We start from the raw sequence: 12,571 nt of genomic DNA, 5'->3' as shown, positions 1-12,571 counted from the left end.
GACCTACAGCGGTGTGACGTACGCCCCCGAGATCCCGCCGTCCACGAGGAAGTCGCTGGCGTTGACGAAGGAGGAGTCGTCGCTGGCCAGGAAGGCGACGGCGGCGGCGATCTCCTCGGCCTCGGCGAACCGGCCGACCGGAATGTGCACGAGCCGGCGCGCGGCCCGCTCGGGGTCCTTGGCGAACAGTTCCTGGAGCAGCGGGGTGTTGACCGGGCCCGGGCAGAGGGCGTTCACGCGGATGCCCTCCCGCGCGAACTGCACGCCCAGTTCACGGGACATGGCGAGCACACCGCCCTTGGAGGCGGTGTAGGAGATCTGGGACGTGGCCGCGCCCATCCGCGCCACGAAGGACGCCGTGTTGATGATGGACCCCTTGCCCTGCCGCCGCATGTACGGGATCGCGGCCTTGCAGCACAGGTAGACGGAGGTCAGGTTGACCTCCTGGACGCGCTTCCAGGCCTCCAGGCCGGTCTCCAGGATGGAGTCGTCGTCCGGCGGCGAGATCCCCGCGTTGTTGAAGGCGACGTCGACGCTGCCGTAGGTGTCGTACGCCGTCCTGAACAGGGCCTCGACCTGGTCCGGGTCGGTGACGTCGACCTTGACGAAGAGCCCGCCGACCTCGTCCGCCGCGGCCTTGCCGCGGGTCTCGTCGACGTCGGCGCAGACGACGTTGGCGCCCTCGGAGGCGAGCCGGCGGGCGGTGGCGAGACCGATGCCGCTGCCGGCTCCGGTGATGACGGCCGTACGGCCGACGAGACGGCGGCAGACGATCTGCTCGGTCGAAGAGGTCACTGGGCGGGGCCTTCCGTGCTGATGAAGACGTTCTTGGTTTCGGTGAAGGCGGTCAGGGCGTCCGGGCCGAGTTCGCGGCCGAGTCCGGACTGCTTGTAGCCGCCGAAGGGGGTCCAGTAGCGGACGCTGGAGTGGGAGTTGACGGACAGGTTGCCCGCCCTGACGGCCCGGGAGACGCGCAGGGCGCGGCCGATGTCGCGGGTCCACAAGGAGCCGGAGAGGCCGTACGGGGTGTCGTTGGCGAGCCGGATCGCGTCGTCCTCGTCGGTGAAGGGCAGCAGGACGGCGACCGGGCCGAAGATCTCCTCGCGGGCTGCCTCGGAGTCGGGCGCCTCGCCGGTGAGGACGGTCGGCGCGAACCAGAAGCCGGGTCCGTCGGGCGCGCTGCCCCGCAGACCGGGGGCGTCGCTCGGCACCAACGCCCTTACACGATCGCGCTGCTGACGGGAGATCAGCGGGCCCATCTGGGTCTTCTCGTCGGCGGGGTCGCCCACGACCACGGAAGCAACGGCGTCGGCGAGCAGTTCCCGGACCTCGTCGTAGACCGACTCCTGGACCAGGATCCGGGTGCGGGCGCAGCAGTCCTGGCCGGAATTGTCGAGGAAGGAGAAGGGGTCGACGGCCGTCTTCAGGTCCGCGTCCGCGAAGACGATGTTGGGGCTCTTGCCGCCCAGTTCGAGGGTGACCGGCTTGACCTGGCGGGCGCAGCGCTCCATGACGTCACGTCCGGTGCGGGTGGAGCCGGTGAAGACGATCTTCGCGACGCCGGGGTGCTCGACGAGGGCGGTGCCGGCGATCGGCCCGTGGCCCGGCAGCACCTGGAACAGGCCCTCCGGCAGCCCTGCCTCCAGGGCGAGTTCGGCGAGCCGTAGGGCGGTGAGCGGGGTGGTCTCGGCGGGCTTGAGGACGACGGCGTTGCCGGCGGCGAGCGCGGGTGCCGTACCCCAGGCGGCGATCGGCATGGGGAAGTTCCAGGGCGCGATGACGCCGACCACGCCGAGGGGTTCGAGGATCGTGACGTCGAGTCCGCCGGGGACCGGGATCTGGCGGCCGTTCAGCCGTTCCACCCCGCCTGCCGCATAGGCGAGCAGGTCACGGACGTTGCCGGCCTCCCAGCGGGCGTTGCCGAGGAGGTGACCGGCCTCGCGGACCTCCAGCCGGGCCAGTTCCTCCACGTGCCGGTCGACGACGTCGGCGAAGCGGCGCAGCAGCCGGGCCCGGTCGGCGGGGGCGAGGGCGGCCCAGCGGACCTGCGCCTTCGACGCGCGGGCGACCGCCGCGTCCACGTCGGCCGCGGTGGCGGCGGGGACGGTGGCGACGACATCCTCGGTGGCCGGATTGAGGACGGTCAGATCGTGCTCGTAGGACGACGGGGACAACGAAGTACCTCTCACAGGCGTTCGAAGGAGCGGCGCAGCTCCCAGTCGGTGACCGCCGCGTCGAAGGCTTCTAGTTCGACGCGGGCCATGTTGCGGTAGTGCGCGACGACCTCGTCGCCGAAGGCGGCCCGGGCGATCGGGCTGTTCTCCCAGAGCTCGGCGGCCTCGCGCAGGGTGGTCGGGACGTGGGCATACTCGGCGGTGTAGGCGTTGCCGGTGCAGACCTCCGGCAGTTCCAGCTTCTGCTCGATGCCGTACAGACCCGCCGCGACCAGTCCGGCGACCGCGAGGTACGGGTTGACGTCCCCGCCGGGCAGCCGGTTCTCGAAGCGCAGGGAGCGGCCGTGGCCGACGACCCTGAGGGAGCAGGTGCGGTTGTCGTGGCCCCAGGCGACGGCCGTGGGGGCGAAGGAGCCCGGCTGGAACCGCTTGTAGGAGTTGATGTTGGGGGCGTAGAGGAGTGAGAAGTCTCTGAGGGCCGCGAGCTGCCCCGCGAGGAAGTACCGCATCACGTCCGACATGCCGTCCGGGCCGGCCATGGCGTTGTCGCCCGCGGCGTCGGCGAGGGAGAGGTGGATGTGGCAGGAGTTGCCCTCGCGCTCGTTGTATTTGGCCATGAAGGTGAGCGACACGCCCTCCTGGGCGGCGATCTCCTTGGCGCCGGTCTTGTAGACGGCGTGCTGGTCACAGGTGGTCAGGGCCTCGTCGTAGCGGAAGGCGATCTCGTGCTGGCCGGGGTTGCACTCGCCCTTGGCGGACTCGACGGTGAGCCCGGCGGCGGCCATCTCGTTGCGGATGCGGCGCAGCAGCGGCTCGATCCGTCCGGTGCCGAGCACCGAGTAGTCGATGTTGTACTGGTTGGCGGGGGTGAGCCCGCGGTAGTTCGCGTCCCAGGCCTGCTCGTAGGTGTCCTTGAAGACGATGAACTCCAGCTCGGTGCCGACCTGGGCGGTGTAGCCGAGTTCGGCGAGCCGCTCCAGCTGGCGGCGCAGGATCTGGCGGGGCGCGGCGACGACCGGGGAGCCGTCCTCCCAGGCGAGGTCGGCGATCAGCAGGGCCGTACCGGCGTTCCAGGGCACGCGCCGCAGGGTGCCGAGGTCGGGGCGCATGGCGAAGTCGCCGTAGCCGCGGTCCCAGGAGGACATCGCGTAGCCGTCGACGGTGTTCATCTCGGTGTCGACTGCGAGGAGGTAGTTGCAGCCCTCGGTGCCGTGGTGGAGAACCTCGTCGAGGAAGAAGCGGGCGGCGAACCGCTTGCCCTGGAGCCGGCCCTGCATGTCGGGGAAGGCCAGGACGACGGTGTCGATCTCACCGCCCGCGACGAGGGTGTGCAGCTCCTCGACGCTGAGCGGGGGTGTGCGGTCTGCCACGGGAGAGCTCCTTCGGCTGCTGCGCGTTTTTCCGACCGGGCCGGGAGCCATAAGGTATTGCTCTGAACCATTGCTTGGGAAGGGGGCTCGGCCATATGTCGGTGGATGCTGACGGCGGCCCGGACGACCGGTTGACTCCGGTGCTGCGGCCGGTCAGGGCGGGCAACGGCTTCGAGGAGGCGCTGGAGCAGATCCTGCAGGTGGTGCGGCTCGGGCTGGTGCCGGGGGGCGGGCGGCTGCCGGCCGAGCGGGAGCTCGCGGAGCGGCTCGGGATCAGCCGGGTGACGCTGCGCGAAGTGCTGAAGGTGCTCCAGGACCAGGGGCTGGTGGAGTCGCGGCGGGGCCGGTACGGAGGCACGTTCGTGCTGCCCCGCGCCCGGGCCGCGGTCGGCGAGGAGGAGCTACGGCGCCGGATCGCCGAGGTGGACATCGAGGACGTGCTGCGTTTCCGGGAGGTCCTGGAGGTGGGCGCGGCGGGCCTGTGCGCGGCGCACGGCCTCACCGACGAGCAGGCGCAGCGGCTGCGCGAGGCGCTGGCGGCCACACAGGAGGCGCCGCTGGCGGACTACCGGCGCCTGGACACCCTGCTGCACCTGACCCTCGCGGAACTGTGCGGCTCGCCCACGCTGACCGCGCAGTACGCCGCGGTACGGGCCTCGGTGAACGACCTCCTGGACTGCATCCCGCTGCTGGTGCGCAACCTGGAGCACTCCCAGAGACAGCATGCGGCGCTGGTCGAGGCGGTGCTGGACGGGGACGCCGACGGGGCGCGGGAGATGATGCGGGAGCACTGCGGGGGGACGGCGGCGCTGCTGCGGGGATTTCTGGCGTGACCTTGCCGCCGGTGGCCCCCGGGGGCAAAGGTATGACTGTGCGCCATTGCAAGCCTGGGAGGGCCGAGTGACCGTACGACCGCTGATCGGTGTCAGCACGTATCTGGAGGCCGGGGCGCGCTGGGGCGTCTGGGAGCTGGAGGCGGTGCTGCTGCCGGCGGGGTATCCGCGTCTGGTGCAGCGGGCGGGCGGTCTGGCCGCGATGCTCCCGCCGGACGCCCCGGAGCACGCGGCGGCGACGGTGGCCCGCCTGGACGGCCTGGTGATCGCGGGCGGCCCGGACGTGGAGCCGGTCCACTACGGCGCCACCCCCGATCCCCGCACCGGCCCGCCCGCCCGTGCCCGCGACACCTGGGAACTGGCCCTGATCCGGGCGGCGTTGGCGGCCCGCGTCCCGCTGCTGGGGATCTGCCGGGGCATGCAACTGCTGAACGTCGCCCTGGGCGGCACCCTCACCCAGCACATCGACGGCCACGCGGAGGTCCCGGGCGTCTTCGGCCGGCACCCGGTCAAGCCGGTACCGGGCACGGTCTACGGCGACCTCGCCCCGGAGGAGACCTCCGTGCCGACCTACCACCATCAGGCAGTGGACCGCCTCGGGAGGGGCCTGCTGGTGTCGGCGCAGGCGTCGGACGGCACGGTGGAGGCGGTCGAACTGCCCGGCACGCACTGGGTGTTGGGCGTCCAGTGGCATCCGGAAGTGGGCGAGGACCTGCGGGTGATGCGGGGGCTGGTCTCGGCGGCCGGCCGGGCCTAGGCCCCGCACGGCGATCGCACGCACCGAACGCCGCTGCGTCTTCTGCGGAGATCCCTCAGAAGGACCCTAGGCACGCGTCAGCGACAGCAGGTCCCTCGCCGGGCCCACCGGGCGGTGGCCCGTGGGCCACACCGCCCGCAGGTCCCGGGCCAGCGACACCCCGTCCACCGGCACCCGCACCAGCCGGCGCATCGACAGTTCCTCACCCACGGCCAGTTCGCTCAGGACCGCCGGGCCCGCCCCGCTCACCACCGCGGCCTTCACCGCCGTGGTGGACGAGAGCTCGATCAGGGGGCGGGCCAGGCCGCCCAGGGCAGCGTCCAGGACCTGGCGGGTGCCCGAGCCCTTCTCCCGGAGGATCAGCGGTGTCGCGGCCAGTTCGGCGGCTTCCAGGGGACGTCGGCGGCGGGCCCAGGCATGCCCCGGGGCTGTCACCACGATCAGGTGGTCGTGGGCTATCACCACCGAGTCGAGGCCGGAGGGGACGGTCAGGCCCTCCACGAAGCCGAGGTCCGCCTCGTCCGACAGCAGCCGCTCCGCCACCGTCGCCGAGTTCCCCGCGTGCAGTGACACCGCCGTGTCCGGGCGCCCCGCGCGCAGGGCGAGGAGCCATCCCGGCAGCAGGTACTCCGCGATCGTCATGCTCGCCGCCACCCGGAGCCGGGAGTCCCGGCGGACCCGCAGTGCCTGCGCCCCGGCGTCGAAGGCCTCCGCGGCCTCCACGATCCGCCGTGCCCAGTCGGTCACCAGCGCCCCGGCGTCCGTGAGCCGGGAGCCCCGGGGCGAGCGGTCGACCAGGGCCACCCCCAACTGCCGTTCCATGGAGCGGATCCGGCTGCTCGCCGCCGGCTGGGTGATCCCCACCTCCCGCGCCGCCCCGCCGAGACTCCCGAGCCGCGCCACGGCCAGCAGCAGCTCCAGCGCCCCGAGATCCGGTACCCGGTGCGCCAGCATCCCGCCCACCGCCGGCCGAACCTCTTCCTCACCGCTCATAAGACCAGCTTATGCCCTCATAGAGCCGTACTCCCTGGTCGCGGCCCCTTCCCGGCGGCACCGTGGAGTCATGGTCACCGCCGTCCGTCACCTCGGGCCGAACTGGTACGCCTGCGTCATGGGCACCGCGATCGTCGCCACCGCCGGCACCGCGCTCCCCGTGCACCTCCCCGGGCTGCGCACAATCTGCGCCGCCGTCTGGCTCCTGTCCCTCGCCCTGCTGCTCGCCCTGCTCGGCGCCCGCGCCCTGCACTGGCGTCACCACGCCGACCAGGCCCGCGCCCACCTCCGCGACCCCGCCACGGCCCCCTTCTACGGCTGCCTCGCCATGGCCCTGCTGGCCGTCGGCGGCGGCGCCCTCACCGCCGGCCGGTACTGGATCGGGACCCCGGCCGCGGTCGCTCTCGACGCCGTGCTGTTCACCGCCGGTACGGCGGTGGGTCTGGCCGCCGCGATCACCGTGCCGTACCTCATGGCCGTACGGCAGCGGGCCGAGCCGGGGCAGGCCACGCCCGTGTGGCTGCTGCCCCTCGTCGCACCCATGGTGTCCGCCGCCCTCGGGCCGCTCCTCGTGCCGTATCTTCCCGCCGGTCAGCCGCGCGAGACCCTTCTCCTCGCCTGCTTCGCGATGTTCGGACTCAGCCTTCTCGCCACCTCGCTGATGCTGCCGCTCGTCTTCGCCCGGATCGTCACCGGCGGCCCGCTCCCCCTCGCCCTCACCCCGACCCTCTTCCTGGTGCTCGGCCCACTCGGCCAGTCCACCACCGCCGTCGGCAAGTTCGCGGACGTGGCCCCCGGTGTCGTACCGGCCCCCTACAGCCAGGGCTTCGGCGTCCTCGCGGTCCTCTACGGCGTTCCCGTCATGGGGTTCGCCCTGCTGTGGCTGGGGCTCGCCACCGCGCATGTGGTCCGCGCCCGTCGGCACGGGATGCGGTTCTCGATGACCTGGTGGGCGTTCACCTTCCCGGTCGGCACCTGCGTCACGGGCGCCGAGGCACTGGCCCGGCACACGGGACTGGTCGTCTACGACTGGCTCGCCACCGGTCTCTACGTCGCTCTCGTCGCCGCGTGGACCACGGCCGCAGGGCACACCGCGCGCGGCCTGGTCAGCGGAGCGCTGCTCGCAGGGCCTCGCCCAGTGCCCGTGGTGCTTCGGCCAGTGACGGCCCGTACCACGTCAGGTGCCGTCCGCTGACGAGGGCGCAGGGCAGACCGGGGAAGGCCTCCGGGCCGTCGTCCGCGGTGAAGCGGTACGGCTCGTCGGGCAGGACCACCACGTCCGGGGCCGCCGCCCGCAGCTCTTCCAGCGGGATACGCGGATAGCGGTCGGCGTGACCGGCGTACACATGGTCCACACCGAGCCGGGACAGCACATCGCCCGCGAACGTGTCCCGGCCCAGCACCATCCACGGCCGCCGCCAGATCGGCACGACCGCTGCCGTACGGCGCACAGGGGGCTGGAGCGCCGACCAGGCGTCCTCGGCCTCGTCCAGCCAGCGCGGCCGTACGGCGCCGCAGGCCTCGACGACCCGGGCCAGTTCGCGGAAGGCCTGCGGGACGTCCCGGACCTCGGTGACCAGGACCTGAAGGCCCGCCTCGCGCAGGGCTCGGAGATCCGGCTCGCGGTTCTCCTCCTCGTTGGCGATCACCAGGTCGGGGGCGAGGGCGACGATCCGGTCGAGCTTCGGGTTCTTGGTGCCGCCCATGCGGGGGACGTCGAGATCGGCGGGATGGGTGCACCAGTCGGTGGCGCCGACCAGGGCGCCGGGGGCCGAGCGGGCGATCGCCTCGGTCAGCGAGGGGACCAGGGAGACGACTCTCACTGCCGGGGCCGGTCCCAGGCCGCCTCGACGTGCTCGGCCACGGCGACGACGACCACGCGGGTGTCCGCCACGGTCGCCCGCCAGCGGTGCCGGACCCCGCCGGTGAGGTACAGGGTGTCGCCGCGGCCCAGCCGGTACGCGCGGCCCTCGGCCTCGACGTCCACCGCGCCGTCGGCGACGTACAGCAACTGGTCGTTGCGGTACTGGAATTCACGGCCCGCGTCATGGTCGCCGGTGAACTCCTGAGCGTGCATCTGGTGGTGACCGCGCACCAGGGAGCGCATCCGCGGTGCACCGTCCGGCTCCGGGTCCTCGGCGTGCACGACGTCGACGCTGCACGCCGGGTCGGCGGCGGCGAGGAGTTCGACGGCCGTGGTGCGCAGGGCGTCGGCGACCTTCTCCAGGGAGCTGCGGCTGGGGCGGGCGCGTTCGTTCTCGATCTGGCTCAGGAAGGGGACCGAGAGGCCGCTGCGCTCGGCGACGACAGCGAGGGTGAGCTCCAGCGCGCGGCGCCTGCGGCGCACGGCCGCGCCGACCCGAAGGGGCTGTTCTTTGTGGTCGCCCATGGCCCCGGCTCCCTCCTCCGCTCGTCGGTCCTGTGACACGTCCCCTGATGAGTTGTCTGCACCCTATGCATGTTCGGCAAACCGTTTCACGCGGCCGTCACATCCATGTCGTACGGCGTGCGACGGTACCTCACAGTTCGCGCCAGCCGAACGGCCCCCTGGAGAGAGCCAGGGGGCCGGGTTTCGGTCACCCGTCCGCTGCGGGCCGCCCAAGTCCCCTCGTCGGCATGAGAGTTCGGGCGATGACGTAGCTCTATGTGGTTGGCCGGATCCTTACCGTGTGCCCGGAGCGGTTATGACGGTGTCATCCGACCGACCATCTCCGGGTGCTTCTTCAGCCAGGCCGCGACCGCCTGCTCCTCGTGCCCCTGGCCGTACCGGTTGATCTCGCTCTCCAGAGTACCGAGCTCGTCCTCACTCATCCGGAAGCCCTTGATCCACTTGGTGAGCTGGGGGTACTGCCCGGGGAACTTCTCGTGGGAGATGGTGCGGATCGTGTTGCCCTCGCCGAAGAGCTTCTTGTCGTCCTTCAGCTTGGTCAGGTCGTACTGGCTGTACGCCCAGTGCGGGGACCACAGGACCACGGCCACGGGCTGCTTCTTGGCGTAGGCGCGCTTGAGCTCGGCCAGCATCGCCGGCGTGGAGCCGTCGACGACCTCGTACTCCTTGTCGAGGCCGTAGCCCGGCAGAACCTTGATCTTGAGGAGGTTCATCTCGCCGGTGCCCGGTTCGATGCCGATGATCTTCCCGTCGAACTCCGCGGCCCTGCCCTTGAGGTCCTCGTACGTCTTCACGCCCTTGACGTACGACGGGACCGCGACCTCCAGCGAGGTCGGCCGATACCAGGTGCCGAGGTCGGCGAGGCTGTCCTTGCTCTTGTCCCAGTAGTTCTTCTGGGCGTACGGCAGCCAGGCGTCGAAGTTGAGGTCCAGGTCTCCGGAGGCGAGGCCGGTGTAGACCGGGCCGACGTCCATCTGCTTGAGGTTGAGCCGGTAGCCGCGCTTCTCGAGCACGTTCTTCCAGAGGTAGGTGACGGCGATGTCCTCGTCCCAGGGGAACCAGGCCACGTTCACCGGGCGCCTGGTCTCCGCCGCCGACTTCTGGACGGGGGCCAGCTTGTCGACCAGGCCGGGGTGCTGCTTCAGCCAGGTGCGCACGGCGTCCTGCTGCCTGCCCTTGCCGGCCTTGTTGATCTCGGCCTCCAGGCCGGTGAGCTGCTTCTCGTCCAGCTTGAAGTTCTTCAGCCACTGTCCGACGACCGGGTTGTCGTCCGTGAACCCCTTGCGGGCCACCGTGTGGATGCCGTCGCCCGAGCCCCAGGCGCCCTTGGGGTCCTTGAGCTTCTTCAGGTCGTAGTCGTTGTACGCCCAGTGCGGCGACCAGAGCGTGACGACGACGGGGGCCTTCTTGGCGTACGCCCGCTTCAGCTCGGCCAGCATGGCCGGCGTGGAGCTGTCGACGACCTTGTACTCCTTGTCGAGGCCGTACGCCTTCAGGACCTTGCTCTTCAGCAGGGCCATCTCACCCGCGCTCGACTCGATGCCGGTGATGTTCCCGCCGAACTGCGAAGCCTTGCCCTTGAGGTCGGCCAGGGTGTTGATGTCCTTCATGTACGACGGGACGCTCAGCTCGAGAGACGTCTTGTCGTACCAGGCGCCGAGGTCGTCGAGTTCGCCGCCGTACTTCTTCCAGTACTGCTCGTGGGTCGTGGGCAGCCAGGCGCCGGTCATGAAGTCGGCGTTGCCGGAGGCGAGGGAGGTGTAGAGCGGCCCGGCGTCGAACTGCTTGGCGTCCACCTGGTAGCCGCGTTCCTCCAGGATCTCCTTCCACAGGAAGGTGGAGGCGACGCCGTCGTCCCAGGGGACGTAGCCGATGCTGATCTTCTTGCCCTGGCCGACGTCCTTGCCGCCGGAGACGGCCGTGGCCTCGCCCGAGGTGCCGCCGAAGATCCCCATGCCGCCCGCGACGAGGGCGAGGACGACGACGCCGATCACGGCGATCTGGGGGCGGAGGCGGTAGGACCAGATCTTCACGCCGCCCTGGGTCGCGCGGGCCTTGGCGGCGGCGCGGCGGCCCAGCGGGGAGACCTGGGTGCCGAGCGCGCCGGTCATGCGGTCGAGGTAGATCGCCAGGATCACGATGGCGACACCGGCCTCGGAGCCGAGGCCCACGTCGAGCTGGCCGATGGCCTCGTTGACGTCGCCGCCGAGGCCGCCGGTGCCGACCATGCCGGCGATCGCGGCCATCGACAGACCGAGCATGATGACCTGGTTGACGCCTGCCATCACCGTGGGCAGCGCGAGCGGCAGCTGGACGCGCAGGAGGGTGTCGCGGGGGGTGGTGCCGAACGCCTCGGCGGCCTCGACGAGTTCCTTGTCGACCTGGCGGATGCCGAGCTCGGTCATGCGGACGCCGGGGGCGAGCGCGAAGATCAGGGTGGCGACCATGCCGGCGGGGGCGCCGGTGCCGAAGAACAGGATCGCCGGGATGAGGTAGATCATCGCGGGCAGCGTCTGCATGAAGTCCAGCACGGGGCGGACGATCGAGCTGACCCGGTCGGAGCGGGCCGCCCAGATGCCCACCGGCACGGCTATGACCAGCGCGATGATCGTGGCGACGAGGACCAGCGAGAGGGTCGTCATCGCGTCCTCCCACAGTTCGAGGGAGTCGATGAAGGCGAATCCCGCGAAGGTGAGGACCCCGGCCAGGGTGCCGCGCAGCCAGAACGCGATCACGGCGAAGATCCCTGCGAGGAGCAGGGGGTGGGGCGCCTGGAGGACGGCGTCGATACCGTCGTAGGTGTCGGTGAAGACGGTCTTGAGGAAGTCGAAGAGCCAGGACACGTGGTCGAGCAGCCAGTCGACGGTGTCGTTGACCCAGTCGCCGAGCGGGATCCTAGGCATGGGCCACCTCCGCGTCGCCCATGAAGGCGACCAGTCGCTGCTGCGGGACCACGCCGACGAGGGTGCGGTGCTCGTCGAGGACGGCCACCGGGTGCGTCGACCGGGCGCTCATCGCGCAGAGCTCTGTGAACGGTGTCTCGGGTGTCGCGGTCTCGCAGTCGCCCGCGCAGCCGCAGTCGGCCTCGGCGCCGCTGACGGCCGTGTCCATGACGGCGGACGCGGTCAGAACACGGGAGCGGTCGACGTCCTTGGTGAAGGAGGCGACGTAGTCGTCGGCGGGCCGCACGAGGATGTCCTCCGCGCTGCCGGTCTGGACGATCCGGCCGTCGCGCATGACGGCGATCCGGTCGCCGAGCCGCATGGCCTCGTTGAGGTCGTGGGTGATGAAGACGATCGTCTTCTTCAGGGTCTGCTGGAGCTGCAGGAGCTGGTCCTGCATGTCCCGCCGGATCAGCGGGTCGAGCGCGCTGAACGACTCGTCCATGAGGAGCAGGTCGGCGTCGGTGGCGAGGGCGCGGGCCAGGCCCACGCGCTGCTGCATGCCGCCGGAGAGCTCGTCGGGCCAGGACTTCTCCCAGCCGCCCAGGCCACAGAGCTCCAGGGCCTTCGTCGCCCGCTCGGTCCGCTCGGCCTTGGCGACGCCCTGGACGGCGAGGCCGTAGGCGGCGTTCTCCAGGACGCTGCGGTGCGGGAAGAGCGCGAAGTGCTGGAAGACCATGCTGATCTTCCGGGCGCGTACGGCGCGCAGTTCGCGGTCGGTGAGCGCGGTGAGGTCCTGGCCGTCGAAGCGGACATGGCCCGCGGTCGGCTCAAGGAGGCCGTTGAGCATGCGCAGCAGCGTGGACTTGCCGGAGCCGGACAGGCCCATGACGACGAAGATCTGGCCCGGGTCCACGGTGAAGGAGGCGTCGATCACCGCCGCCGTGGTGCCCTCGGCGCGCAGTCCCTCCCGATCGGCGCCCTCGCGGAGCCTGTCGACCGCCTCGTGCGGGCGTCTTCCGAAAACCTTGTACAGCTGTTCTGCCTCAAGCCTTGCTGACACGCGTGCCTCTCGTCTCTTCGACCACTGGGGGGAGACGAAGGGCCGCGAACAGTTGAAAGTGCAACCTGCCCCGCTCCGGGGCGGCGCCTGCCCATACGTCTCTGGGCCAA

At 71.2% G+C, this 12,571-nt stretch carries 11 protein-coding genes; 3 read left to right on the top strand and 8 right to left on the bottom strand.

The annotated features are described in order from the left end of the window. Positions 1 to 3: 3 nt before the first annotated feature. Genes ACZ39I_RS27710 through ACZ39I_RS27700 form a run of 3 tightly spaced genes read right to left on the bottom strand, consistent with a single transcriptional unit; the run spans position 4 to position 3,544 of the window. A complete protein-coding gene (locus tag ACZ39I_RS27710; RefSeq protein ID WP_467247304.1) occupies positions 4 to 795 on the bottom strand; it encodes a 3-oxoacyl-ACP reductase in 792 nt (263 codons plus the stop codon). Next, positions 792 to 2,174 carry an aldehyde dehydrogenase family protein gene (locus ACZ39I_RS27705; RefSeq protein ID WP_467247303.1) on the bottom strand — a complete coding sequence of 461 codons (1,383 nt, stop codon included), beginning with the start codon at positions 2,172 to 2,174 and terminating at the stop codon, positions 792 to 794. The genes ACZ39I_RS27710 and ACZ39I_RS27705 overlap by 4 nt, the downstream gene beginning before the upstream one ends. 11 nt (positions 2,175 to 2,185) lie before the next feature. After that, positions 2,186 to 3,544, bottom strand: coding sequence for a glutamine synthetase family protein (locus ACZ39I_RS27700; protein WP_352390087.1), 1,359 nt, complete (start codon positions 3,542 to 3,544; stop codon positions 2,186 to 2,188). A gap of 95 nt (positions 3,545 to 3,639) precedes the next feature. Between ACZ39I_RS27700 and ACZ39I_RS27695 the strand changes: the two genes are divergently transcribed. Then, the gene (locus ACZ39I_RS27695; protein WP_352390088.1) at positions 3,640 to 4,377 is read left to right on the top strand and encodes a FadR/GntR family transcriptional regulator; all 738 of its coding nucleotides are present in this window, start codon (positions 3,640 to 3,642) and stop codon (positions 4,375 to 4,377) included. Between the two features lie 67 nt (positions 4,378 to 4,444). Next, entirely contained in the window at positions 4,445 to 5,134 is a 690-nt protein-coding gene (locus ACZ39I_RS27690; protein WP_467247302.1) for a gamma-glutamyl-gamma-aminobutyrate hydrolase family protein, read from the top strand. Between the two features lie 66 nt (positions 5,135 to 5,200). Here the strand turns inward: ACZ39I_RS27690 and ACZ39I_RS27685 are convergent, their stop codons facing one another. Next, complete coding sequence (locus ACZ39I_RS27685) at positions 5,201 to 6,127, bottom strand: LysR family transcriptional regulator (protein ID WP_467247300.1); 927 nt, start codon at positions 6,125 to 6,127, stop codon at positions 5,201 to 5,203. A 70-nt stretch (positions 6,128 to 6,197) separates the two neighbouring features. Here ACZ39I_RS27685 and ACZ39I_RS27680 point away from each other — a divergent pair, with 70 nt between their 5' ends. After that, a complete protein-coding gene (locus ACZ39I_RS27680) occupies positions 6,198 to 7,322 on the top strand; it encodes a TDT family transporter (RefSeq protein WP_467247298.1) in 1,125 nt (374 codons plus the stop codon). On the opposite strand, the gene ACZ39I_RS27675 is transcribed toward ACZ39I_RS27680, so the two are convergent. From ACZ39I_RS27675 to ACZ39I_RS27660, 4 genes are all read right to left on the bottom strand, one after another. Continuing rightward, a complete protein-coding gene (locus ACZ39I_RS27675; protein ID WP_467247296.1) occupies positions 7,234 to 7,950 on the bottom strand; it encodes a helical backbone metal receptor in 717 nt (238 codons plus the stop codon). The two genes, ACZ39I_RS27680 and ACZ39I_RS27675, sit on opposite strands and share 89 nt — an antisense overlap. After that, positions 7,947 to 8,516 carry a helix-turn-helix domain-containing protein gene (locus ACZ39I_RS27670; protein ID WP_467247294.1) on the bottom strand — a complete coding sequence of 190 codons (570 nt, stop codon included), beginning with the start codon at positions 8,514 to 8,516 and terminating at the stop codon, positions 7,947 to 7,949. Before ACZ39I_RS27670 ends, ACZ39I_RS27675 begins: the two co-directional genes overlap by 4 nt. 293 nt (positions 8,517 to 8,809) lie before the next feature. Next, positions 8,810 to 11,419 (bottom strand): ABC transporter permease/substrate binding protein, encoded by a 2,610-nt coding sequence (locus tag ACZ39I_RS27665; RefSeq protein WP_467247292.1) that lies wholly within the window; start codon positions 11,417 to 11,419, stop codon positions 8,810 to 8,812. Then, complete coding sequence (locus ACZ39I_RS27660) at positions 11,412 to 12,461, bottom strand: quaternary amine ABC transporter ATP-binding protein (RefSeq protein ID WP_467247291.1); 1,050 nt, start codon at positions 12,459 to 12,461, stop codon at positions 11,412 to 11,414. Before ACZ39I_RS27660 ends, ACZ39I_RS27665 begins: the two co-directional genes overlap by 8 nt. Between the last annotated feature and the right edge of the window lie 110 nt (positions 12,462 to 12,571).

This window comes from Streptomyces sp. NPDC024687, assembly GCF_055559055.1.
The sequence above is the reverse complement of the archived record's forward strand: the minus strand, read 5'-3'. Positions and strand labels throughout refer to the sequence as shown.

What these genes read in the sequence shown, in the direction of transcription:
- ACZ39I_RS27680 (WP_467247298.1), top strand. Translation starts at nt 6,198, where the DNA reads ATGGTCACCGCCGTCCGTCACCTCGGGCCGAACTGGTACGCCTGCGTC.
- ACZ39I_RS27695 (WP_352390088.1), top strand. Translation starts at nt 3,640, where the DNA reads ATGTCGGTGGATGCTGACGGCGGCCCGGACGACCGGTTGACTCCGGTG.
- ACZ39I_RS27665 (WP_467247292.1), bottom strand. Translation starts at nt 11,419, where the DNA reads ATGCCTAGGATCCCGCTCGGCGACTGGGTCAACGACACCGTCGACTGG.
- ACZ39I_RS27670 (WP_467247294.1), bottom strand. Translation starts at nt 8,516, where the DNA reads ATGGGCGACCACAAAGAACAGCCCCTTCGGGTCGGCGCGGCCGTGCGC.
- ACZ39I_RS27685 (WP_467247300.1), bottom strand. Translation starts at nt 6,127, where the DNA reads ATGAGCGGTGAGGAAGAGGTTCGGCCGGCGGTGGGCGGGATGCTGGCG.